The following is a 24,954-nucleotide window of genomic DNA, read 5'->3' as shown; positions in this document are numbered from 1 at the left end:
ATGAACGTTTGTGACAGATTCAAAGAAGAAAATGAAAGTGTGATGGAACGGTATCAGCTTTCCATGGAACGGCTCCAGGCCATCCAGAGCGAGGAGACGGTGGAAGAACCGTACCGCTCCTATTTCCGTAAGATGGCATCCTTTATCGGCATGATCGGCGATTATAGGGAAATGGTGGCAGGCGGACTGGCGGAAAACGCGCCGCTTAAGGAGTTAAAGGACTGGAACCACAGGCTTTATGAGGACATTCTTCCGGAGAATTATGAGACCAGCTATGGCAATCCGCAGTACGCTGTTTCCGCTCTGGGGGAGGAGTATGGACAGCTGCTTTCCTACCTTTATAAAGAAATCCGGGGCGATATTATCTTTGCTGCGGAAAACAGGCTTACGGATATCACCATTTTAAATGAAACACTGATTGAGATTTACAATATGTTTGAGGATACGGTCCCTTCCGCCGCCAGTATTAAGGATGTGCTCTACTGGTTTGTCAGTGATTACTGTGACTATACGGTGGCATACCGCATCCGGGAAGGCGTGGATCCCACGCTGACTTTTGCGAAGGACATCATCCTGGACAGCGATTTAAGCGACCTGCGGTATTTATACCGGTTTGGCGATTATATATCCGAATCCGAGCTGCTAGTGGCGCAGTTTATGAATTCGCTTCCGGAGGAGACGGTGCGGCTTATGGCGGACACCTACACGGAAGGGTACCGGAAGGGCTTCGAGGTGATGGGACGCGATCTGTCAAAGAAGAGCGCGGTGCAGATCCGGTATGAGCTGGGCTTTGAGCGTATGGTGAAGGCGGCGATTGTAAACTTCCGTGAGATGGGGCTGGATACGATCCTTTGCCGCTCTGCGGTGTGGTCTGTAAATCAGAAGGCTGGCAAAAAGGTGGGCTATTACGGCACGCCGGCCAACCGCCAGTTTGAGTACGATCATCGCTACGACGAGGCTATCTACTTAAACAAGGCGTTTACTGACAGGAAGGCTTCCGTTCTGCGGGTGGCCTATGAGCAGTATAAGAAAGAAGCTGCGGCCTACGCGGGTCCTGCTGTGATCGAGACCTTCGGACAGGAGGGCTTCCAGCCGGTCAATAAGCCGGAGGCCAACCGCCTGGACGCAAAACAGGAAAAGCTGAGCGCCAGGGCAGCCAATGAGACGGCTGTGATTACCAACGAATATATGCCGGGTGATGAGACCAGCTTTACGATCATTGCATTTCCGGTTCCTGAGATCGGACGTGACAGCCGCAGTGATTCCAGCCCGGAGCAGGCAAGAGAACGCTACGAGAAGATATTCGAGGAGACCATTGCGATCAATACGCTGGATTATGAAAAGTATAAGACGATCCAGCAGACGATCATCGATGCGCTGGATGAGGCGGATTACGTGGAGGTGAAGGGAAAGGGAGACAACCGGACCGATCTGCGCGTAAGCCTGCATGAGCTGGGAAACAGGGAAAAGGAGACGAATTTTGAGAACTGCGTGGCGGATGTCAACATTCCGCTGGGCGAGGTGTTCACGTCGCCGAAGCTGTCCAAAACGGAGGGGACTCTGTTTGTCGGAACGGTGTATATCGGGGATTTCCAGTTTAAGAATCTCTCTATGACGTTTGAAGACGGAATGATTAAAGAGTACGCCTGCGATAATTTTGAGAATCCGGAAGAGGGGAAGGCGCTGGTAAAACAGATGATTCTGAAGAACCACGACACGCTTCCCATGGGAGAGTTCGCCATCGGAACGAATACGACGGCGTACGCCATGGCCGGGAAATACGGAATTCTTGACAGGCTTCCGATTCTGATCGTGGAAAAGATGGGACCGCATTTCGCGGTCGGCGATACGTGCTACAGCTGGGCCGAGGACAGCGCCGTGTATAATCCCAACGGCAAGGAAATTATAGCCAGAGACAACGAGATATCCATTTTGAGGAAGGAAGATTTATCGAAGGCGTATTTCAGCTGCCACACGGATATCACGATTCCTTATTCGGAGCTGGATACGATCGACGCGGTGCGGGCGGACGGCAGCAGGATTTCGATTATCGCCGACGGAAGATTCGTACTTCCGGGAGTGGAGGAGCTGAATGTTCCGCTGGACTGAACGCGGAAGAAACTACCGGGCATGGACTCAAAGAAATGCAGAAAATGGGAGATAGAATTTGCGTTATGAATTTTAGAGCTTAAATAAAAACACAGAATGTGCCGAAGGGTCAGGCCCGACGGCGTATTCTGTGTTTTTTCCTTACATTGTTTTCTGCAGTATCATTCGAAAGATAAACAGGACCAGTACATAGACAGCCAGGATTACCAGGAGTGTCTTAAGTATAATGATACTGATGAAACCGCTGACCAGGATTCCGATGTAAAGTATGAACAGCATGGCATATCCGGCGTAAGCCCAGCTGCGCAGCCCCAGCATACGGTTCCTCTCGTCCGTCTCATAGATTTCCCGCTCTTTCTTTAAGTCTGGTTTCTTTAAATAACGGACATTTTTGATGATCGTAGCGATGGCGGCGAAAAGCAGTCCGAATCCGGTTCCCATATAGAAGCCCGGGATGAAGTCATAGTGGTCGGCGGTCATGTACAGCACGGGAATATGGTCGCCTGCCAGGAAGGACAGGGCGATCGTGACTGCGCCCAGCACCAGAAGAAGGCAGCTGGCGATGATTCTGGTCTTGCATCTCTTCTCAAAATTAATCGGATTATCAATAAAAAAATTGTTCAGCAACATAGTTTATTCCTCCTCGAATAAGAATATTTCTTCAATGTTCATGTGAAAATATACTGCAATTTTGTGGGCCAGCTGGAGAGAGGCATTATACTTGCCGTTTTCCAGGGAGATGATCGTCTGTCTCGTTACGCCCAGAGCATCCGCCAGTTCTTCCTGCGTGATTCGCGATTGCTTTCTCAGCTCCTGTATTCTTGTTTTCACTTACACAACACTTCCTTTTCTTTTTTCTTAAAAGTAATGTTCCCTTTACATTTATAGTATAGCACGCTTTACATTAAAAGTAAAGTGCATTTTACAATTTTTGTAAAGGAAGTTTTACATTATTTTATATACGAGGATTTTCAAGAAAATTATTGACGGGAACATAAAAAGCTAGTATTATAATTATAAGTAAATACTGATTTATGAGCTTTATATATTAATATAACTAATGAGAAACATAACCGTTAATAATGAAAGGAGATTTACTATGGCAAAGGCAGCAATTGTTATGGGTAGTGATTCCGATATGCCTGTTATGGCGCAGGCCGCGGACGTTCTTGAGAAACTGGGTGTTGATTTTGAGATTACGGTTATTTCGGCTCACAGAGAGCCTGATATATTCTTTGATTATGCAAAGACAGCAGAGGCAAGAGGAGTAAAGGTGATTATCGCGGGAGCCGGCAAGGCGGCTCATCTTCCGGGTATGTGCGCAGCACTTTTTCCGATGCCGGTTATTGGAATTCCGATGAAGACTTCCGATCTCGGCGGCGTGGATTCCCTCTATTCCATCGTACAGATGCCATCCGGTATTCCGGTTGCCACAGTTGCAATTAACGGAGGAACAAACGCGGGAATTCTTGCGGCTAAGATTCTTTCTACGTCCGACGAGGCTCTGCTCGGCAGATTAAAGGAGTATTCTGAGAATTTAAAGAATGATGTGGTGAAGAAAGCGGACAAACTGGATCAGATCGGATACAAGGAATATCTTGCGCAGATGAAGAAATAAGACAGAGTCACTAAGTGCTCATAACGAGCCACTGCACTAAGTTCGTGAGAAACCTCACTAAGTGCCAGTGACATGTATCGTACGTAAGCGCCTGAAATACAGGCGCTAAGTGCTCATAACGAGGAGGAAGAGAAATGGATTACAAGAATGCCGGTGTGGATATTGAGGCTGGATATAAGTCAGTAGAGTTGATGAAGGAACACGTGAAGGGAACCATGAGACCGGAGGTGTTAGGTGGAATCGGCGGCTTTTCGGGAGCATTTTCCATGAGTGCATTTAAGGATATGGAGAAACCGACTCTGGTTTCCGGCACCGATGGCGTAGGTACGAAGCTGAAGCTTGCATTTCTTATGGATAAGCATGATACCGTGGGCATTGACTGTGTTGCCATGTGTGTCAACGACATTGCCTGCGCAGGCGGAGAACCTTTATTCTTTCTGGATTACATTGCCTGCGGAAAGAATTTTCCGGAAAAGATTGCTGAGATCGTCGGCGGCGTAGCGGACGGCTGCAAACAGGCCGGCGCGGCCTTAATCGGCGGCGAGACAGCCGAGATGCCAGGCTTCTATCCGGAGGACGAGTATGATCTGGCCGGTTTTGCGGTCGGAGTTGTCGATGAAAAGAACCTGATCACAGGAAAAGACTTAAAAGCAGGCGATGTGTTAATCGGCATGGCTTCTTCCGGTGTGCACAGCAATGGCTTCTCTCTCGTACGTAAGGTATTTGAGATGACAAAGGAGAGCCTTGATACGTATTACGATGAACTGGGCGGAACTTTAGGAGAGACACTGATCGCTCCGACCAAGATTTATGTGAAAGCCTTAAAGAGCGTGAAGGACAGCGGCGTTACGATCAAGGCATGCAGCCACGTGACGGGCGGCGGCTTCTATGAAAACATTCCGCGTATGCTTCCGGACGGTGTCAGAGCAGTCATCAAAAAGGACAGTTACGAGGTACCGGCGATCTTTAAGCTTCTGGCTGAGAAGGGCAGTATTGAAGAGGAAATGATGTACAATACCTATAACATGGGTATCGGCATGGTTCTGGCGGTCGATCCTTCTCAAGTAGATACAGCCATGGAGGCCGTCCGTGAGGCTGGCGAGATTCCGTACGTAATCGGTTATGCGGAGGCAGGAGAAAAGGGAGTGACCTTATGCTGAGAGTCGGCATTCTCGTATCCGGCGGCGGCACGAATCTTCAGGCCATCTTAGACAGGATGGACGACGGCCATCTCACCAACGTAAGCGTGGAAGTGGTAATCAGCAACAACCGTAACGCGTATGCGCTGGAACGGGCGAGGAATCATGGAATCAGGGATGTCGCCATTTCTCCGAAGGAGTTTGAAACCAGAGAGGCGTTTAATGAGGCATTTCTGGCAAAGATAGATGAATACAAGCTGGATCTGATCGTGCTGGCCGGTTTCCTCGTAACGATTCCGGAGGCTATGACCAGGAAATATAAGAACCGTATCATTAACATCCATCCATCACTGATCCCCTCTTTCTGCGGCGTGGGCTATTACGGTTTAAAGGTTCACGAGGCGGCGTTAAAGCGGGGCGTAAAGGTTACCGGTGCAACGGTACACTACGTGGACGAAGGCGTGGACAGCGGCCCCATCCTTTTACAGAAGGCTGTAGAGGTGAAGGACGGGGATACGCCGGAGATTCTGCAGCGGCGTGTGATGGAAGAGGCGGAGTGGGTTATCCTGCCGCAGGCCATCCAGCTGATTGCAAACGGCCAACCAAATAATTGATATTTGTAAAAACAGACTTACTTATTAGAATATCAGGAGGCGGATGATGAAGGTACTGATTGTAGGAAGCGGCGGAAGAGAGCATGCGATCGCGTGGAAGGTGGCAAAGAGCGCGAAGGTGGATAAGATTTACTGTGCTCCGGGCAATGCGGGAATTGCTGAATTTGCGGAATGCGTGCCGATCGGCGCCATGGAGTTCGACAAAATGGCAGCGTTTGCGAAGGAACACCAGGTGGACTTAACTGTGATTGGTATGGATGATCCGCTGGTGGGCGGCATCGTGGATGTATTCGAGAAGGAAGGACTCCGCGTATTTGGACCGAGAAAGAATGCGGCGATTCTGGAAGGCTCCAAGGCATTTTCCAAGGATCTGATGAAGAAATATAAGATTCCGACGGCAGGCTATGAGACCTTTGATACCCCGGAGGCGGCGCTTCTGTATCTGGAAACGGCCGAAATGCCCATCGTATTGAAAGCGGATGGCCTCGCTCTTGGAAAAGGTGTTTTAATCTGCAATACCAGGGAAGAGGCGAAGGAAGGCGTCAAGACGCTGATGCTGGATAAGCAGTTCGGCTCCGCCGGTGACCGGATCGTGGTGGAGGAGTTTATGACCGGCCGTGAAGTATCCGTGTTGTCTTTTGTGGATGGAGATACGATCAGGATCATGACTTCGGCTCAGGATCACAAGCGGGCGAAGAATGGAGATCAGGGACTTAATACCGGCGGTATGGGAACCTTTTCCCCGAGCCCGTTCTATACGGAAGAGGTGGATGAATTCTGTCGGAAATACGTGTATCAGGCTACTGTGGATGCGATGAAAGCCGAGGGAAGACCGTTTAAGGGAATCATTTTCTTCGGTCTGATGCTTACGGAGAAGGGGCCAAAGGTCCTGGAATACAATGCGAGATTCGGGGATCCGGAGACTCAGGTCGTACTGCCGCGTATGAAGAATGATATCGTGGAAGTGTTCGAGGCCTGTGTGGACGGCACGCTGGATCAGATCCAACTGGAGTTTGAGGATAACGCGGCGGTCTGCGTTGTGCTGGCTTCCGAGGGGTATCCGGAGCACTACGAAAAAGGATATCCGATCAGCGGATTTGAGAATTTTAAGGATCATGACGGATACTACGTGTTCCACGCCGGAACGAAGTTCGACGACGAAGGCAGAATCGTGACTAACGGCGGACGTGTGCTGGGTGTGACGGCAAAGGGGGAGAATCTCAAGCTGGCGCGGGAGAATGCGTATCGGGCGACAGAGTGGATTGAATTTGGGAATAAGTATATGAGGGATGATATTGGGAAGGCGATTGATGAGTTGATTGTCGAATAAAGTCAAGTTGTGTCAGTTGGAGAAATAATATGATATAGTAAAAGCCTTAAAAGACGCTCCGAAAGTGGGCGTCTTTTGCGTTGCAAGCGTTTGTTTCGGTATGGTAAAATAGTTTAGTATTTACAGAGTAGAGAAGCAGAAGGGAGGAGAGTTATGGATAAATCATATTATTTTAATGACAGAAATGTACTTGCAGAAAACACGCAATATATGTTAAGAAAACAACTTTCGGAGGACAAAGAGGTTTACTATAATCTATTTTCTGAAATATCTATAGTAAAGGGTCGGATGGAAGAGACCATTTTCCGAAAATATTTTGAAAAGATATGGGTGGAAGAGCAAAGTGAAGACGCTATTCGTGTTTCGGTTATATTGAAGAAAGACGGCGCCTATGTAGGAAATATTACATTGCGTGAACTCAATTCCAAGACTCCGGAACTAGGGATTGACGTTGTTCAAAGATATCAGAGACAGGGGGTAGCATATAATGCTCTGCGATTATTTATGTGTCAAGTATCCAGTATAAGCAAGATAGATTATTTTCTGGCACGAATTTATTCAAATAATGAACCAAGTTTGGGATTGTTTCAAAAATTAGGTGCAACATTTATTGGAAAAGAGCCAAGTGAGTATCAGGCTTTTTTGAATCAATTAAAAGAAAAAGAGGGTGAGAATTATGAACGGTTAATTAATTTGCACCCTGAGATGGAAAATATTGCCGGAGAAAGATTCATTGCTCACTATAAAGTGATATGTAAAGATATCGAGTAGGTCTGTAATGCAGAAAAAACGGAGGGGCGAAGCGGAAAAATGTAAATAAAATATCTAAAACATCCAATCGCCAGAGTTGATTGGATGAAATAGACCTCGCTTGGTGTACAATTAAGATGTAATGCTATATAGCAAAAAGTAGTAAAAAGCGCTCAGAAAATGGGCGCTTTTTATGTTGCAAACATTTGTTCGACATGTTAAAATAGCTTAACGGGGAAAGAAAAAAGAGGTGATTGAATGGCCGATAAGAAATTCCAGATTAGAAACAGCACTGTGGATTTTTTAGTATTTACAAAGCAGAATTCAGAAGATTCTATAGAAGTTCGTGTTCAGGATGAGGATGTCTGGCTTACTCAGGATGCAATTGCAAAGCTTTTTGATAAAGGAAGAAGCACGATTACGGAGCACCTGAAACATATTTTTGATGAAGGGGAGTTGGAGGAAAATTCAGTATGTCGGAATTTCCGACATACTGGCTCGGATGGAAAACAATATAATACAAAGTTTTATGGCTTAGATGCAATAATCTCTGTAGGCTATCGTGTTAATTCCCTGCGAGCAACGCAATTTCGTCAATGGGCAACGAAGGTATTAAAAACGTACACAGTACAAGGATATGTGCTTGATAAGAAAAGATTAGAAAATGGGCAAATATTTGACGAGGAATATTTTGAATATTTACTGGATGAGATCAGGGAAATCCGCGCCAGTGAGCGAAAATTCTATCAAAAGATAACCGATATCTACGCTACCGCAGTCGATTATTCAAAAGATGCAGTTACTACAAAGGAGTTCTTTAAGACTGTGCAGAACAAACTGCATCATGCGATTCATGGTCATACTGCTGCGGAGGTTATTGTCGAGAGGGCGGATCATAAAAAGGAACATATGGGGCTGACCACATGGAAAAATGCACCAGGTGGAAAGATTGTTAAAGCAGATGTAAGCGTGGCGAAGAACTATTTGTCTCAGAATGAGCTACAAGATTTGAATCAGTTTGTATCAATGTATCTGGATTATGCAGAAAGGCAGGCCAAAAAGCGCATTCCTATGACAATGGAGGATTGGGCATCTAAGCTGGAAGTTTTTCTGAAAATGAATGATGAGGATATTTTGATGGACAAAGGTAAAGTTACACATGAAATTGCAAAAGCATTTGCAGAAAGTGAATTTGAAAAATACAGGGTGATACAAGATCAATTATATGAGTCAGATTTTGATAAGTTGGTAATGAAAGTTGATTTGTAGTAGATATAGACTGCTAATAATTAAAATATCCATTTCATCCAATCACCAGAGGTGTAAGCAGTCATTTGGATGACACTTGTGGTATTTGAAGAAATAAGTGAGTGAAACCACAAGATATGGTGGATTTGAGGCTGAAAATGAGCTAAAATCATGCTTTTTCGGCTGTGTTTTATGAGGCTGAAAATGGCAAAGTGTGGATGACATACCCCGGTTCGAGGATTTTGAACCGGGGTTTTGCTGTAATTAAAGGGGAAATGTGATAACCAAAAAGTGTTTCCGGCAGTGTCTATGTCAATTGTGCCGTTGACCGATCCTGAATCAGAGATAAACTTGCTACCATATCCATTACTGTCTAAAACTCTTACCTCAAACTTATCCGAGGTATTATCGGCACCAATTAGTACGCGTATTGAGGAACCGCTTTGCAAAGATACTGAATTAAACTTTACGGATCCCTGTCCGGGTACCATAAAGTCAACTTGATTACTGCCTCTTACACTTAACGTTCCTAAGTTTGTAGAGGTATTATTACTTTCACTTTGTACTTTTAGAACGCTAGAAGCGTTATTGTTTATTTCATTTAGATCAGCAGATGCAAATTGAGCAACAAGATGATTTTGTGTACTAACTATTTCATTGGCAGCCCCATAGGTAACGGCTGGTGATAGGTACTGCGTTTCGTCAATCGCCAGGACCAGCGGCGGCTTCTTCTCCCGGTATAATAATACCCGCTCCTGGATGGCACGGAACATACCGGTCTTATTTTTTTATAATGTTGCTTACGTTTATACAAAAGCTACATTGGTTTAACCCGATCATCTATTTTTACACAAAGAAGTTTTGTGAGTTTTGCGAATGTACCTGCGATCGAAACATGTCTGCTGTAATTAATAAAGAACAACGCGCTGTATATGTGCATCTGATTGTCAAACTAGCTCGCGATATTCCAGCCAGTACAATATCTGTTAATGCTTTTTCAGATAAAAATTACAAGTTAATAAAAGGGACCGTGATCTGAAAATGCTGGTGAACCACAGCTATGATTCCTTAAACTGCTTCAGTCTAATCCTCGTGGGAGAACTCTATATAAATCACATCTTAGATAAGCAGGTACACGAGGCCCTGCGTCAGAGGATTACGGTTTACGATAATTATGAAGGTTTGCATGTATCCCCGGATTACAGATAGAAGATTGGGCGTAATAAATTATATGAGAAAGAAGTTCTTATATGGGGCTTCTTATTTTGTGAATTAATGAGGAGAAACCCCCATGTTTTTTTGCCTTTTCCGCGATACGGAAGAAATTTACCCAGAGACTATTCAAATGATACCTATATTTCTAATATCTACCCCTATCATTTCTGTGATAGTGATATGAAAACGAGCAGAGAAAGGATATAAAATGAATATTAAGGATTTCAAAAAAGGCCAGAATGCTTATGTATTCACGGGCCGAAGGCTGCTTTTTAAGGAGGAAAATGTCCTGAATTATTATTTTGAGAAAATGGATAAATGGACTTGACTCCATAGAAACTGTTCTAAGCTTTACCGGTTAGAACCGCAGAAATTCCAGCAAATACGGTAAATCATAGAGGCGGCACATGCGGAGGACTATTCTAAGAGGAGGTATGTGAAGTGTTAAAAATGACGGTGTATAACTCCTGGAAAACGCAGGAGAAACAAAGAAAGATGTGGCACGTTGTCCCCATAAATTCATCTGACAGGTACGATTGTGGATGCTTCAAGATGTATAGAACCCAGCAGAAAAAGATATTCACCTTATTTGCTGAGTTCCTAAATGCAGCCACAAAAGATATCATTTCTTGATTTTCACTTTGCCGATGTGATTTATGTTACCTCTGAACAGTAACATTTATCGTTACAAATTGGAAACAGCTTCCAAGACCTTATTGCGTTTTTACATAGAATACTATATAATAATTAGCAAAAGAAACTATTGTGAACAAGGATGATCTGACCATTTTTACGCTCCTGCGAAATTATACCGCGACTATATATGCGAACAAATAATACGAAAGCATAAAACTTTATGAAAATTCACAGCCAGAAAAGCCGATATTCAGTTCAGCTACATTTCTTGCTTACCATGCAAAAAACGAGGCCGTCCCGGACGGCCTTACTTGATGGTTGCACTGAGTTACTACATAAGAGAGTGGAGAGTTCCAATGCTGAAAAACACGAAAATGCAAACAAGGCTGTTGATTTCCAATGCTTTGATTATTGCTATCTCAATGGCGGCAAGTATTGCTGCTCTTATCATGTTGAGGAGCACAGGTGCGAATACCGCCCGGCGTACCCAGCAGGCGGCACGGGCGGATTTACTGCTGGCGATCACGTCAAAGGATGATGTCTTGGAGGGCGAGACGGTAGAAAGTTCCAAACGCAATCTCGCAGCGATGAGAGAGAAGTTACCTATCATACGCAGCACATTTAAAGGGGATACCGGCCTGGTCGACCGGATTGAAGCGATATTTGATGAAGCGATTGACTACCGTGATCAGATGTTTCAAGCTGAAAAGTCATAGTTTTTATTAAAAGTACCTGGAATACTTAGGAAAACACGAAATCGGACACTTTTATACTAAGGGGGAACGCTCATGATGGATGTATATGATAATTTTATAAAAGAATCTGAGCGTATCATGCAGAACACCTTCCAACCCGGGCGTTACTATGTACTATATATAAATATTGCGGATATTTGTATCCTGAGCCGCAATTACGGCGGTGAAGCCGCTGATGTAATTCTGCATGAGATGGAAGAACTGTGTCTTAAGGAGCCGGACATTCTTCTATGTAGCCGAATATCGGAGAAGCTGATTCTTTGCCTGTGTTATTTGGTTGAGGAAGGGCCGCTGGAAGATTTTTTAAAACACTGTGACGATGAGCTCCAGGCATTTCTGGTCAAACAGAGGGAGAAATACCTGAATTGCGGTTTGAAAGCAGTCTGCGGCATCGGTAGGATAGAAAACAGCCATCTGCTTAAATCCGGCGATGCGGCCGATGCAGCTGATGCAGACGGTGCATCTGATGAGTCACAACGAGGGCCCGAAAAACAGTCTACTTATCTGCAGATGGAAGAGCAGTCATTAAACCGTATGCTTCCTCACGGTGACCTGCTGGCGCATACCAGGTTTTATTTATTCATGATTGTGCTGTGCGCCGTTTTTCTCGGAGTCTGCATTACAGGCGTGCTGACAATCAGCCGCAGGCAGACGCAGAAAGAATTCACGGCTATGGTGCTGGAAACGCTCAATGCTTATACGGATGGGCAGCGGGAGAATACGCTGAAGGAGATTGACGGCGTTACCAGCACGCTTCAGTCGCTTGCCATTCTGATTCGAAAAAATAATAAACGGGACTTTATCAACGCCTATCTTCAGACTCTGAATGAGGACAGTCCGGAAGTAGAATATATGTATTCCACGTTAGAGGAGTATTGGAAATTACATCAGGAGGGCCGCAGACTGGAGCATGATACCGCCATCATCGGGCGCATGGAGCAGGGCGAAATTGTGGTTACGGATATTACATACTCCGAGCGCCTGGGTAATATTTATTGCATCGAGATTGGGGTGCCTGTCGTAAAGGACGGCGAATTGATTGGGATAGTACGCGGGATTATCAACGCCGCTACTCTGGTTAAGACAGAACTCTATGATCCGGCCCAGGGAGAGCTTGCCGCTGTTTTCCTGACAGATGACGTCAGCACGATTCTCCCAACCCAGACAGCGGACGGAGTAGGCGTCGGGCAGCGCCTGCTGGACCGGCTGGAAAACTATGGGATTGATGGAGAGACCCTGGAAACTCTGGAAGCGGCTTTCCGGTCGGACGAATCCAGGGCGGAAAGTGTCCGCGTCGGCGCCTTTGACGGTTATCCGTACTACCTTTCGGTGACAGGGCTTAAATATAATGGTTGGCATCTGGTAGTATGTCTGAAGGCGGACCGGGCGCTGGAGCATTACCAGTATATCATTCACGGAACCGCGTACAGCATTGCAGGTCTGCTGACTGCTGTCCTTGCGGCATCTGCCGTACTGCTTATTTTGGGAAGGAAAATGCAGCAGAGGTTTTCCATGGATGAGCGGCGGTATCTGCTGCTGGAGCGCTTTTCCGATACGGTTTTATTTGATTATGACTGCTGTCATGATACCATCCGGTTTACGTCCAATGTCACGAAGTTCCTGCGGGTGCATGAACTGGTTCAGGCGGATTTCCTGAAGCATTTAAATCAGGTCTATATTCATGAGGCGGATCAGGATTTGGTCAGACAGATGCTGAAAGGCCGTCTGGACGGAGACCCAGGGGCAAATGACCTGGGGATAAGTGCCCCTGTGGGAAGTCCCTCGGAAGGAAGTCCCCCGGGAGAAATTAAGGTGCGGCTCATGCGGCCGGAGGCGGATGAATATTTTTGGTGTCTGGCGCAATACCAGTATCTATATGAAAAAGGAACACTGGTCTCCATTATCGGTAAGATTACCGATATTGACGAACAGATGAAGCATGAGGACCTGCTTTTAAAAATATCGGAGACGGACGGATTAACGGGGCTGCTCAACAAGGCTGCGGCTGAGAACGTGGTATGCAGCCGCCTTGAGAAGGTGCAGAAGGCAATGCTGTTTATCATGGATGTGGATGATTTTAAGGAGATCAATGATCAATATGGACATGATGCCGGTGACCGGGCACTGCAGTTTTTAGGAAAATGTATGCGGCTCGCTTTTTCGGAACAGGATATTTTGGGCAGAATCGGCGGGGATGAAATGCTCGTTTTTTCCGAGAATATCGGCAGCCGGGAGGAGGCTGTAAAAATATCCGCACAACTGAACCGGTATCTGGCTGATGGAGGAAAAGATGGCATTCCCGGGTTTCACGTTAGTTTCGGCGCGGCGCAGTATCCGGAAGACGGGAGCTGTTTCCAGGAGCTGTTTCACGCGGCCGATCAGTCCATGTATACCCAAAAGAAGAGGGCGAAGAGCAGACAAGATACGGATACGTCAGTAAAATCAGGGGGAGCTATATGAAGAAGGAGGGGAAGGTAACGGCAGAGCAGGGGCAGGAGGAGATAAAAAAGGCATCCATGTGTCTGGTTGTTTCGGGCAGTCTGCTGCTGATTATAGTGATTTGCTTGACTGCCGTTCTCTTTTACCGCTCTCTGGAACATGAAATATATATGGAACGCACCACATATTTGAAGGAAATTTCCGAATAGCGGTGACTACGACGGATACCATTTCAGACGCACAGTGGGATGTCTTTCCGATGCGGCAGCGCAGATGCAGATGATGATTGACTGCGGTTTCCTGGATGCCGAAGATACCAGGCGCACGAGGGAGGAATGCTGCGACCATTTCTTTAACAGGGGAGCGGCTATGTATCTGAACGGAGGGACGATCCCGCGGTTTACACAGAATGAGGACGGTACAGGCGACCGGTACGGCATCATGCCGTTTTTAGGGCTTAACGATGCCAACAATGTGCTGATTACGAAACCGCTGGTCTATTTTAGTTTATCCAAATCCCTGTCGGAGCCGGGCAACGAGCAGAAGCTGAAGGATGCCCTGAAGTTCATGGAGCCGTTAAAGAGACGGAACTGACGGTTATGGATGTGATAGGAGATTATCTAAGGGCCATTTTACATTGCTCCGTCTGCTCTACCGCCAGTCCATTGCCGCCGTATGGTCAAGGGCAGAGGTACGGGCGAAACGTGTTTTTCTATCCAACCGGTATTATGGTAAAAAAGTAATTGCAGCCAATATGACAAACATATTATAGGCTGAAGCATAACAGCAGACTGCTTTTCAGTACAACTTCCTTAAAGAAGCTGAAAATTTTCACTGTTGTATATCGGGTTCTATAAAATGGCGTGTTTAAATTATACTAGAAGAGGAAGGGGAAAGAAACATGGTATATTCATGGATTCCAGCGCTGGTGATTGGATTAACCCTGCTGGAAGGGATCATAGAATCTCATACGTGGGCAGTACTTCAATCACCTACCAGAAAGATGACGACGTTAAATGTTGGAATTACCCTTCTGGTTATCCTGCTGAATCTTGCATGGCTCTATTTCATGCTGCCGGTAACACTGTACTACATCCTGTTTTATCTGATCCGCATACTTCATTGTTCTGTTAAGAAAGAACGTCTGTCGAAGAACCTTTTTTTTATCAATCTTGGATATATCAATTATCTGGTCCTGCATCTCACAATTATAGGTGCAATGGCTCTCGTTCAGCGAACATCAATGCCTGCACTGCTGGAAAATCCTTTCTGGCGGGCTGTCAGTTTGATGGCATGTTCCAGTGCCAATATCATAGAAACTGCCTCAGTGTGGAAAGGAAAAGCCTACTCCTTTTCTTTAAACGAAGAAGCGGAGAGTGCGGAAGCGCGGCTTTTAATGGCTTTCTTAAAGTTCTCTACGGTCTACCTGTTATTGGACAGTCTCCTGTGCTTCAGTGATTCGGAACCTGTGTTTACGGCCCTTTTCCTGATTGGCAGCTGCACGATACTGATCTCGGTTCTGATTCTATATCTTTGGTACATCGGGAAACTTTTGCAGAACAGCCGCCTGAGAGATGAAAACGTTCAATTAGAGGCGGAGCTGGCCTTCCATGCGCAGCAAACCGGGACGTTGCGGCAGATAACGGACTGGGATACCATGACTGGAGCCTATTCCAGGCGGTATGGCATCAGACAGTTGGAACAATTTTTAAAGTCCAGTCAGGAGATTTCGATTTCCTTTCTCGATTTGGATCACTTAAAAATCGTCAATGACCGGGATGGGCATGAGGCAGGAGACCAGTACCTGATTGGCTTCGTAGAAACACTGATGAGCCAGTTAGGAGGAAGCGGCATCGTTTCCCGCATAGGTGGTGACGAATTCATGGTACTGCTGCCTGGATACCGCTATACGGCCGCGAAGCAGTGTATGGGACAGATCCGTTCTGCCATGGAGGACGGAGAACAACCCTTTTTCTTTTCCTTCGGAATATCCAGTTGTCCGGCAAGTGGACAGTGCAGCATAGAGAAAATGATACGTGAGGCGGACTTGAGCATGTATCAGGACAAACGCCGAAGGCGCTGAGGAAAGGGGAGTGGCGACATTGTCTAATAATATTATTCTGATCATTTCAATAATGACGCCAATTACATATTACTATTTTAACTGGTGTTATTTTACTTTGGTAAGGACACTCCGCGGGCTGGGAAATCAACGTCCCGGCTGGATTATGGTTACGGCCACACTCAATTATCTGCTGTTCGTTATGTGCAGTCTTGCCGAACTGAACTTGATTTGGAACTGGACTGCTTTCTTTTTGTTTTTGATGACAGAGACATTTTTCTACTGCCGAGGTGGAAGGAAGGAGGCGGCTTTTTTTGCTTTTATTGGCATCCTTTGCGGCCTGACAGTCAATATTTTCTGCCGCTGTGTTATCGCAATCATCATTTCACAGCCGCTGGCAAATTTTGATAATCATGTTGTTTCTAATACGGAAAACCTAAAAGCGATACCGGTCAGCCTGGGGTTTTTACTGGGAGGTGTTGTCTTCCGGATTCTGGTTAGACCGATGCCGGGAAGAAGAATTCGCACCTTACTGGGACATTCGGAACATCTTTCGTTTGTACTTAAGGTCATGACCGGAATGTTTTTATATCTTTTTTTGAATCTGCTGATCTATCAAACAAGAGAGAATGGACTTCTGCTTAAACTATGGGGAATCAAATCCTGCGTATTTGTAACCGCAGGCACTTATCTGGGGATACGTTTCGCCCAGCAAATGTGTGATTTATCCGATTTCAGGAACCGAAACCATTTAGTCCGGCAGGAACTGCTTTTAAAGTCCCAGGAAGAAGAAAAACTTCGGGCCGAAGCCTATCAGGATACGCTGACAGGCTGTTATACCCGCCTGTACGCTGAGGAAGAGCTGGCGCGGCTGTTAAAAGAGGGTATACCGTTTTCCATCTGCTTCGCGGATCTGGATGGCTTAAAGCAGGTCAATGACCGATACGGTCATGAGGCAGGGGACCAATACCTCGTTGCTGTGGCCGCGACACTGTCCGGCATCTGCGGAGAACTGGAAATCCTTACCCGGTATGGAGGAGATGAATTTCTTGCTTTATTTCCGATGCAGTCCACGGCGGTCATATCGAACCGGATGCAGGAGGCTGACCGGAAGCTGCAGAGAAACGGGGAATCAGAACTGTTTTCCTTCCCCATGTCGCTGAGTTTTGGGGTTGCCAACAGCAGTGAGAGTACGGATATGAAGGAATTGCTCCGAATTGCTGATAAGAGAATGTATGCCAGAAAGAACCACAAATCAGAAGACTTGATGGAACAAAATTAAAGGACAGGGCCAAGGTTGCTTTGATTAGTATCATATGCTACCATGTCACCTTACAGAAGCGATATACTGAAGGAAGTGAGGCTCGACAGCAGGCATATATAGCAGGCCTTGGGATGAGCATTCCTGTCTGTGATATGTCTGCAGGACAGGAATTTTAGGTTCATCACCCGGCTAAATGTACAGTTTTGGGTGAAATCCTAATTTACCTGATATTTGCTATAGCAAATGGAAGCCATTTATATTTAAATGGAAGAAAAGTGAATATTTAATAGAATTTTCCTCTATGAACTGATAGAATAAATATCAAGGAGGGGAAGCGTCTTGGAATATGAGCATCAGTTATCAAATCTAATCTACGATTATCTTCTTAACAGGTTTCGGTTCGGATACTATCAATATGGTGACAATCTGCCTACGGTGGAAGTTTTCTGCAGCCAGTTTAACGTGTCTGTGCATCCGATATGGGCTGCATTGCGGCGTCTGCGTACGGACGGTTATATAGACATGAAAAACGGTCGGATAACAAAAGTAATATATAAACAGACGGAGCAGGATTGCAGGGAGGTAGTCATTGATTACTTCTCGCGAAGGTGGAGGGCTTATCTTGACATCTACCAGACCACTGAGTGGTTTTATGTGCCTTTTATGATTGAAGGATTTAGCCGTATGAATGAGAAGGATCTTTCTTATATCACACAGCTGGCAGAACGTGCAGATGCAGATGACATGATTCTGTTTTATAGTTTTGCAATGCAGAAAGTCCGAAATCCGCTGCTTATGAATCTTTTTTGGGAAACATCCCTGTTTTTGGGATATCCTTTTGCAAAGTCAGGATTTCGTCCATATGACTATGATGCAGGGCTTGGCCGGCAGCAGTTAAGGAGTCTTGTTCATCTCATAAAAGAAGGCTCCTGGGATGACGTTCGGGATACACTGATTCAACATCAGAGAAGCGTTAAGGACGGGCTGATTGTGAACATGGAACCTCAAATAAGAAGGATACCGGTCCATGAACAGATTCCGTTTATCTGGCGGGTCTATAACAGCCATCCGCAGGTGTGCTATGACCTGGCCTCTCATCTGCTTCATGAAATGTATATGGGGGAGTACCGCAAAAAGGAGTTCCTGCCATCTTACAATAAGATGGCGAAGCGGTTCGGGGCTTCGGTCAGCACAGTGCGCCGGACGGTCAGTATGTTGAACCGGATTGGAGCTGCAGAGTCCATCAACGGAAAAGGTACCCGTATTTTATCTACCGGCGAATGCTGCAGTCCTGATTTCACAAGCCCTGTCATACGCCGTAACCTATCCTTTCTTGTACAGTCCCTGGAACTGCTGATGTATACCTGTGAGAAGGTATCATATCACTTTTTTCAACATCTTCTTCCGGAAGAGAGGGAAGAACTGATTAACCGGTTTGAGGAGAACCGGAGTTGCGGGAGGGGCAGGCTGTCAATCCATACATATCTGTATTATATTTCCAGATACAGCCGTATACAGGCAGTAAGGCAAATCTACGGAACGGTTTACGGCCAGTTCCTCTGGGGATATCCCCTGAGGATATCCAGCGGGGCAGAATCAGATATGGTTCAGAGAGGCGTCGACTTCACAGCTTCAATGATACGACATATGAAAGAAAATGAAGTAGAGCAATGTGTGGAAGCCGTTAAAATGTATATTCAGGAGGAGCAGCCTTACGGAATTAATTATTTGAAACAGCATGGAATTGCGGAGGAAGAACTGAGGAGTTCTTCTCCTATCCGGCTGATGATTTTAGATGAATGAAAACAAAAACCAAATATACAAAAGGATCTGTTTCTAATCAAAACGTCCCCCGGTCTGGATATAACCCGACCGGGGGATATTTTTGTTAAACTGGAAATACGCCGTATGTCAGTGATAAATTGGATTAAATGCCCCTGCATTATTGCGCTTTAAGATGTTACGCAGTATAATTACTGAAAGAAACTATTATGAACAAGGATATGCAGGGAAGTCAAAGGAGAAATTCATATGAAAAAAAATATTTCTTCCCCCTATTAGCGGTAATGGCGTTTATCACTGGACTTACAGTCCCTATTTTCGCCATGACAGCCAATTCTGGTACATACATAGTTTTACCTGCTTATGATTTGTACTATTATTTTCAGGGTAAGACAGCTCCATTTAAAATGATTGCAGATAATGTAAATCAAAAGAAGTATTATGAATATTAAGGAGAACGATATGAGACGTTTGATAAGCAGGTCCGCAGTACCAATGCTGATTGTGTCGCTTCTTGTAGGTGTGATTTATTTTCTCTCCTCGCGGATTGAGGTGCAGATGGAACAGTCGGCAACGGAAAATGTGCGGGAGATTGTTCAGGTAATCGAATCCAGCATTGCTGAGATCAGAAGAAATGATGTAACCGCAGCCCAGCGCCTTACGAATTTTTTTTCATCGGAAAAGGACACTGTTAGTCTTTTAATGCGTATGCAGGAAAACAGCCCGTTTGCGAGGATTTCTTTTATCCCGGTTAATTCTGACACAGGCGTTAATAACTGGGGAAAGACATTTTCCTTGACTTCTCTCCCGGATTGGGAAGAGGTACCGGTTAAGGAAAGTGCCGTTACAGACGTTTACATGAGCGACTTAGGTGCATGGACCTATACGATCAAATATTCCATGCAGATGGCTATTGATGAGTTTGAGCGCGCCCATCCGGAGATTCGGATATCATATAAATCCTACACCCCTATGAACGCGCAGGAGAAAAGCTACGACGATGCCGTGTGTGACCGTGTCAGAAACAACATGGGGGATGACCTCTATATCATGAATCCGGATGTAGCATATGAAATGTACCGGGAAGGGTATCTGGCTGACCTCTCGGATTTATCAGCCGTGCCGTATCTGACAAACGAGGCCCTGAGCCAGTGTACCATCGATGGAAACGTTATTTCTGTGCCTATGACCATGATCTGTTATGGCCTGTTTGTTAACCAGGATCTTTTGGATAAATACGGATTGGAACTGCCAAAGACAAAACAGGATTTCCTGCACTGTTGTGAGGTCCTGAAGAAAAACGGAATCATGCCCATGGCGGCAAACCGCTGGTAGATGGAAACGTTCGTGCTCACACAGGGCCTTGCTTCCCTTTATATTGAGGACGGACGTGAGGAAAAGATTGCCGCACTCAACAGCGGGGAAACACCCATCAGCCAGTATATGCGGCCGGGATTTGAGTTCCTGCAGGAGATGATGGACATGGGATATTTTGATGTGGATTTTGCAAAAAACGCTGAGGCGGGAGATGAGAAGGAGCAGTTTTTAAATCAGGAGGCAGCGTTCGTTGTCCACTATGATACGGCTATCCAGGATCAGGTCTACGGGACACACGAATTCAGGATGGCCTTTATCGGCTTTCCTACAGATGAATACGGGCAGGTCAATCTGTTTAACGCCGCACAGCGGATCTGCATAAGCAATAAAACAACGAATCTTGAGATGGCGAAAGAATTTGCGGATCAGATGGTATCCCAAAAGGTCACAGCTGATTTATTAAAAAACAGCGGTGGTTTTTCACCCAGAAAGGATGCGGTCTTTGAGCGCCCTGAAATCCTTGCCACAGCCTATGAAAATGTGGACGCAGGCAGAACCATGCCCGGCTCTAATCCGGAAATTGATTTAGAACAGTGGGGAACTACCTGTGTCATGGTACAGGAACTGTATAAAGGCCGGAGTGTAGACGAAATAATGGCGGAATTTGACGCACGTCAGATGGAGCTTGCTTATACTGGTCAGCAGAATCAATGACCTGCTCGGCATGAACGCGGCTGGCATCTCCGTGAGGGCAGTGCTTACAGGCAGGTGGGAACTACATCGGCCAATGCCCAAAAGAGCAACGGAATATAAATGTAATAATCAGCCAGCCTGTTAAAAACCAAGCTTTCAGTTATAGAATAAGGGGGTAAAATAAATGAGCAGAGACAAACTGTCAAACTGTAAAAAATGCTATCAGGCCACCATATTATCTGATAAATCCTATGCATTGATTAATATGAATATCAAAAAATTTCGATATATGAATTATGCGTATGGAAAAAAAGAGGCTGACAAGATTTTGCAGGTCATAAAGAAAACGATACAAAATTTTTTGGCTGATGATGAAATCATTGTTCGAGGGGAGGCCGATAACTTCTTTTTACTGGTTTCTTACATATCTAAAAAGGATTTTGAAAAAAAATGGCTTATTGAATTGGTAGATTTAATTTTCGACATTGATAATCACTACATTCATCATAATATCTATACCTCCTTTGGTATCTACTTTATCGATTCCAAGGAGGTAAAATTCGAAGATGCCTTAGAAAAAGCTCAATTCTGCCGATTAATGAGTAACAGCCTGGATCGCAGGGTATTTAGCTATGAAATATACGAACAGTCAACCTATGACGAATATATGCATACTTGCTATTTGGAAGAATATACGGCAAAGGCCAACGAACGGGGAGCGTATCGGGTATACATACAGCCCAAAATAGATCTTAAAACAAGAAAAATCATAGGCGGTGAAGCCTTATTAAGATTGCTGGATCATGAAAAGCTGCTTCCAGCATCAGAGTTTATACCTATGTTGAATAAAAATGGCTACGTCCGCATTATGGATTACTACGTATTTAAAAGTGTTGTAGCCGCCTTAAAAGAACGAATAAATCAGGGGAAGAAAAATGTCAGGGTCAGTGTAAACATATCCAATTCATTTTTTAAACAAGATGACTATGTAAGAGAATATTCTAAAGTTATAAAGGAATATGATATGGATACACGTTATCTGGAAGTCGAATTTATGGAAAATATAAATGTTCATAAAGGAGCATTAAAAGAAAACATTCGTGCTTTTCATGACATGGGGATTTGCTGCTCTTTAGATGATTTTGGCAATGGCTTCTCTAACTTCGAAGTATTAAAAGAATGTGATTTAGATGTTATAAAAATTGATCGCTGCTTTTTTATTGAGGAAATGAATGATTTAAATAAGGAAATCCTTAGAACAATTATTCACTTGATAAAAACTATAGGAATGAAAGTAATTGCAGAAGGCGTGGAAAGAAAAGAAGACGTTGATTTTCTTACTTCCATTGGCTGTGATGCTGTTCAAGGCTTTTATTTCTATAAGCCACTGCCTATGGAAGAATTCTTCGCATTAATAGATGATTCAGATACCTTGTAAACTGCAATATAAAGAAAAAACAATGGCACTTTCTCTTTTCTTGACAGAATATAACCAAAGTGTCTCCTAGTACCATCAGCACTACCGTTTGCCGTCTGACGAACAGTTGAATTACTTTGATTATCGAATAGAATAGCAACCCCATAGCCACCATACCGATATGTGAGAATACCTATCCTGGTAATGCGCTAAGATTTTCCAATCTCTTTTAATGTAATATCGCCTTTCTGATGTTCATAATAATTATTATATTCTTTAAAGCGACATCCAGTATTGCAACTGAATCGGTAGTTCGGAACACAGGGAGTCGAGGATTTTGTCCGCTTCCTGACTCGCCGGATCTTGTGACCATTTAACTACAGCCGTTCAATCGAATAATTCTTACAGTTCTGCTTAAATGACAGGTTGAATATTTGTGTCCTTATAATTGTTTTGGTGTTATATTCTATTAATATAACAATATAATACAAGCTTCCTTTAAAGCATTTATTTTACTGTCTTTTTGTTATCTTATAGATATATTCATCTGGTCAAGATAAGCGGTTGCTTCATCTAAAAGAATAAAATTAGACGATATTTAGTTATTATTGCTACTATTGATTGGGTTAACATTGGCATGGCAGGACGAGTTTTAGAAATTGACAGTGTATTCCGCATTAATGTAAATTATAGCGGATTGCTTTATACTGTCATTGGATTATGGCTGGCAACTGCCTTGGCCTATCTGCTAGATTATAAGACTCGTGACACCTGTCATGTGGCCGATGCTAACACTTGGTGTATTGGGCTGTTCAGATAATGGTCAAGTAAAAAATGTTGGAAATAGAAGATAAAGTTTTCTTTTATCTATCGGTAATCTTCAATTCTGGATATTCAAAACCTTAAAGGGATGGTTCTGTTACCAAGCGCTTATTGCTCTGACATCTATTTGCATTTTAAACGCCTTTTTAATATACTTTTTATAAGAACTGTTTACACAAAATTGTACAATCAATCTTTTGGGGGATATCCTCTGCAAAGTAAAATGGAGAGTCAGGAATTGATAAATATTGGTTATCTTAAACAAGCCGGGAGTGGCCATATGCAGCTGCAATGACGGCCTGCGCCCTGTGATATTCAAAGTGGAGGCGACCGAAGAGGAGTCGGAGGTTTACATTTCAGGGGGAAAGGGTGTATGATAAAACAAGAATGATATGGGGCGGAAGGATGCCGGAAGGGGTGTGCGATGGCGTACAGGGTGTTGGTAGCAGATGATGAATACATAATCAGGAGGGGAATTATCCGTTTCCTCCGCAAGTATGAAGAAATGGAAATCGTGGCGGAGGCAGAGGATGGGGAGGTAGCCAGGGAATTCATTGAAAATCAGGAGATAGACGTGGCTTTCGTGGACATCAATATGCCCTTCTTAAACGGCCTGGGATTTATCCGGCAGCTGAAGGAGATAAGCCCGAAGACGGTGGTAGTCATCATAACCGGGTATGACGATTTTGAGTATGCGCGGGAGGGAATCCGGCTGGGCGTGTTTGAATACCTCTTAAAGCCTGTGATGGAACAGCCCTTTGACGAGATGATCCAGAAGGTCTTAGGCAAGCTTCGGGAGGATAAGGCTGCCAAGGACTATCTGGAATGGGCCAGACAGACGCTGAAACAGAATATGGACATGCTGACTGCGGATTTCCTGGAAAAATGGCTGGACGGCCACTATTCCGCCGAGGAGGCCGAGGAACGCATCCGGTATCTGGGACTGGAATTTCCCGAGGAGTTTCTTCTGGTCTATGTGCATCTGCAGTACCGGGATATGGCGCAGATCGACGGGCAGTGGGACGATGACCTGCTCTATTACGCCGCGCGCAATATCTGCAATGAGATCTACAATGAACTGCAGGGGATCACGACGCTCAGGAACGATTCAGGCGACCTGATAGCCATTACGGCTGACTGCGCGGATTCGGAGGAGAAAAAACGGAAGTTTTCGCAGGTACTGGAGGAAATTCTGCCGGTCAGGGCATTGATCATGCAGAGGAAGGGATACGGGCATGAGACATTTCCGGAGGTGTGCAGGGCGCTGTCGGAGGAGATCGGCCAGCTGAAGGGATGCTCGTCGGCCGTGCAGAGCGTGAAGGATGTGATTGAGAAGCATTATATGGAAGCGGAATTCTCCCTTCAGGACGCGGCGGAGGAGATGCATCTGTCGCCCCAGCATCTAAGCAGGATGTTTCACAAGGAGATGGGAATCACCTTTATTGACTATCTGACCCGGGTGCGGATACGAAAGGCCATCGGTCTGCTCTATCAGGACGATTTAAAGATGTACGAGATCGCAGAGAATGTGGGCTATGCGACGCAGCATTATTTCAGTAATGTGTTCAAGAAAAACATGGGAGTCAGCCCGGCAGAGTACCGGAAATCCATAAAAAACACGAATTTATAATATTTTAATTTCAATATGTGATATTTTAGCACGTGTCAGGAGAGGTCTCCGGATGCGTGCTAATTTTTTGTATGTTCCTCCCTTTTTATTGTAAATACTTTTTTGCGCAGTTTT

General features: G+C 45.0%; 24 protein-coding genes and 1 pseudogene. 22 read left to right on the top strand and 3 right to left on the bottom strand.

Going from position 1 to position 24,954, the window contains the following annotated elements; translation table 11 throughout:
- Positions 1 to 2,109 carry an aminopeptidase gene (locus DFR60_RS21740; RefSeq protein ID WP_110324773.1) on the top strand — a complete coding sequence of 703 codons (2,109 nt, stop codon included), beginning with the start codon at positions 1 to 3 and terminating at the stop codon, positions 2,107 to 2,109.
- A gap of 141 nt (positions 2,110 to 2,250) precedes the next feature.
- Here the strand turns inward: DFR60_RS21740 and DFR60_RS21735 are convergent, their stop codons facing one another.
- Complete coding sequence (locus DFR60_RS21735) at positions 2,251 to 2,739, bottom strand: hypothetical protein (protein WP_110324772.1); 489 nt, start codon at positions 2,737 to 2,739, stop codon at positions 2,251 to 2,253.
- 3 nt (positions 2,740 to 2,742) lie between these two features.
- The gene (locus tag DFR60_RS21730) at positions 2,743 to 2,940 is read right to left on the bottom strand and encodes a helix-turn-helix transcriptional regulator (protein WP_002600271.1); all 198 of its coding nucleotides are present in this window, start codon (positions 2,938 to 2,940) and stop codon (positions 2,743 to 2,745) included.
- A gap of 268 nt (positions 2,941 to 3,208) precedes the next feature.
- Between DFR60_RS21730 and purE the strand changes: the two genes are divergently transcribed.
- From purE to DFR60_RS21700, 6 genes are all read left to right on the top strand, one after another.
- The gene (gene purE, locus DFR60_RS21725) at positions 3,209 to 3,727 is read left to right on the top strand and encodes a 5-(carboxyamino)imidazole ribonucleotide mutase (protein ID WP_110324771.1); all 519 of its coding nucleotides are present in this window, start codon (positions 3,209 to 3,211) and stop codon (positions 3,725 to 3,727) included.
- 134 nt (positions 3,728 to 3,861) lie between these two features.
- On the top strand, positions 3,862 to 4,887 hold the full coding sequence (purM, locus tag DFR60_RS21720) for a phosphoribosylformylglycinamidine cyclo-ligase (protein ID WP_110324770.1): 1,026 nt from the start codon (positions 3,862 to 3,864) through the stop codon (positions 4,885 to 4,887).
- Positions 4,881 to 5,480 carry a phosphoribosylglycinamide formyltransferase gene (gene purN, locus DFR60_RS21715; protein ID WP_110324769.1) on the top strand — a complete coding sequence of 200 codons (600 nt, stop codon included), beginning with the start codon at positions 4,881 to 4,883 and terminating at the stop codon, positions 5,478 to 5,480. Before purM ends, purN begins: the two co-directional genes overlap by 7 nt.
- A gap of 46 nt (positions 5,481 to 5,526) precedes the next feature.
- The gene (gene purD, locus DFR60_RS21710) at positions 5,527 to 6,810 is read left to right on the top strand and encodes a phosphoribosylamine--glycine ligase (protein ID WP_110324768.1); all 1,284 of its coding nucleotides are present in this window, start codon (positions 5,527 to 5,529) and stop codon (positions 6,808 to 6,810) included.
- Between the two features lie 153 nt (positions 6,811 to 6,963).
- Positions 6,964 to 7,581, top strand: a complete 618-nt coding sequence (locus DFR60_RS21705) for a GNAT family N-acetyltransferase (protein WP_110324767.1) — start codon at positions 6,964 to 6,966, stop codon at positions 7,579 to 7,581.
- A gap of 237 nt (positions 7,582 to 7,818) precedes the next feature.
- On the top strand, positions 7,819 to 8,829 hold the full coding sequence (locus tag DFR60_RS21700; protein ID WP_110324766.1) for a virulence RhuM family protein: 1,011 nt from the start codon (positions 7,819 to 7,821) through the stop codon (positions 8,827 to 8,829).
- 20 nt (positions 8,830 to 8,849) lie between these two features.
- On the opposite strand, the gene DFR60_RS30990 is transcribed toward DFR60_RS21700, so the two are convergent.
- The gene (locus DFR60_RS30990; protein WP_243005140.1) at positions 8,850 to 9,581 is read right to left on the bottom strand and encodes a hypothetical protein; all 732 of its coding nucleotides are present in this window, start codon (positions 9,579 to 9,581) and stop codon (positions 8,850 to 8,852) included.
- Positions 9,582 to 9,601: 20 nt separating this feature from the next.
- On the opposite strand from DFR60_RS30990, the gene DFR60_RS31505 reads away from it, so the two are divergent.
- The 15 genes and pseudogenes from DFR60_RS31505 (at position 9,602) to DFR60_RS21615 (ending at position 24,840) form a co-directional block, all read left to right on the top strand.
- Positions 9,602 to 9,847, top strand: a complete 246-nt coding sequence (locus DFR60_RS31505) for a M56 family metallopeptidase (RefSeq protein WP_110324765.1) — start codon at positions 9,602 to 9,604, stop codon at positions 9,845 to 9,847.
- Positions 9,848 to 10,464: 617 nt separating this feature from the next.
- Positions 10,465 to 10,656, top strand: a complete 192-nt coding sequence (locus DFR60_RS21680; protein ID WP_110324764.1) for a hypothetical protein — start codon at positions 10,465 to 10,467, stop codon at positions 10,654 to 10,656.
- Between the two features lie 359 nt (positions 10,657 to 11,015).
- Entirely contained in the window at positions 11,016 to 11,375 is a 360-nt protein-coding gene (locus DFR60_RS21675) for a hypothetical protein (protein ID WP_110324763.1), read from the top strand.
- A 72-nt stretch (positions 11,376 to 11,447) separates the two neighbouring features.
- Positions 11,448 to 13,874 (top strand): sensor domain-containing diguanylate cyclase, encoded by a 2,427-nt coding sequence (locus tag DFR60_RS21670; protein ID WP_110324762.1) that lies wholly within the window; start codon positions 11,448 to 11,450, stop codon positions 13,872 to 13,874.
- Positions 13,871 to 14,062 (top strand): hypothetical protein, encoded by a 192-nt coding sequence (locus DFR60_RS21665; protein WP_110324761.1) that lies wholly within the window; start codon positions 13,871 to 13,873, stop codon positions 14,060 to 14,062. The genes DFR60_RS21670 and DFR60_RS21665 overlap by 4 nt, the downstream gene beginning before the upstream one ends.
- 64 nt (positions 14,063 to 14,126) lie before the next feature.
- Positions 14,127 to 14,447, top strand: a complete 321-nt coding sequence (locus DFR60_RS21660; protein WP_110324760.1) for a hypothetical protein — start codon at positions 14,127 to 14,129, stop codon at positions 14,445 to 14,447.
- A gap of 307 nt (positions 14,448 to 14,754) precedes the next feature.
- Positions 14,755 to 15,936, top strand: coding sequence for a GGDEF domain-containing protein (locus tag DFR60_RS21655; RefSeq protein ID WP_110324759.1), 1,182 nt, complete (start codon positions 14,755 to 14,757; stop codon positions 15,934 to 15,936).
- 19 nt (positions 15,937 to 15,955) lie between these two features.
- Positions 15,956 to 17,197, top strand: coding sequence for a GGDEF domain-containing protein (locus tag DFR60_RS21650; RefSeq protein ID WP_110324758.1), 1,242 nt, complete (start codon positions 15,956 to 15,958; stop codon positions 17,195 to 17,197).
- 321 nt (positions 17,198 to 17,518) lie between these two features.
- Positions 17,519 to 18,982: a GntR family transcriptional regulator gene (locus DFR60_RS21645; protein ID WP_110324757.1), complete on the top strand. Its 1,464-nt coding sequence runs from the start codon at positions 17,519 to 17,521 to the stop codon at positions 18,980 to 18,982.
- A gap of 188 nt (positions 18,983 to 19,170) precedes the next feature.
- Positions 19,171 to 19,413, top strand: a complete 243-nt coding sequence (locus DFR60_RS21640) for a hypothetical protein (protein WP_110324756.1) — start codon at positions 19,171 to 19,173, stop codon at positions 19,411 to 19,413.
- 10 nt (positions 19,414 to 19,423) lie between these two features.
- Positions 19,424 to 20,296: an ABC transporter substrate-binding protein gene (locus tag DFR60_RS31290; protein WP_167437676.1), complete on the top strand. Its 873-nt coding sequence runs from the start codon at positions 19,424 to 19,426 to the stop codon at positions 20,294 to 20,296.
- Positions 20,297 to 20,992: an extracellular solute-binding protein gene (locus DFR60_RS31285; RefSeq protein WP_110324754.1), complete on the top strand. Its 696-nt coding sequence runs from the start codon at positions 20,297 to 20,299 to the stop codon at positions 20,990 to 20,992.
- 163 nt (positions 20,993 to 21,155) lie between these two features.
- Positions 21,156 to 22,409, top strand: coding sequence for an EAL domain-containing protein (locus DFR60_RS21625; protein ID WP_110324753.1), 1,254 nt, complete (start codon positions 21,156 to 21,158; stop codon positions 22,407 to 22,409).
- A 1,058-nt stretch (positions 22,410 to 23,467) separates the two neighbouring features.
- A pseudogene (locus DFR60_RS30980) lies at positions 23,468 to 23,587 on the top strand (TIGR04076 family protein); the annotation flags it as partial.
- A gap of 47 nt (positions 23,588 to 23,634) precedes the next feature.
- Positions 23,635 to 24,840, top strand: a complete 1,206-nt coding sequence (locus DFR60_RS21615) for a response regulator (protein ID WP_110324752.1) — start codon at positions 23,635 to 23,637, stop codon at positions 24,838 to 24,840.
- The last annotated feature ends 114 nt before the right edge of the window (positions 24,841 to 24,954 follow it).

It is taken from the genome of Hungatella effluvii (assembly GCF_003201875.1).
GTDB classification, from domain to species: Bacteria; Bacillota; Clostridia; order Lachnospirales; family Lachnospiraceae; genus Hungatella; species Hungatella effluvii.
This window is presented reverse-complemented; position numbering and strand designations above follow the sequence as displayed.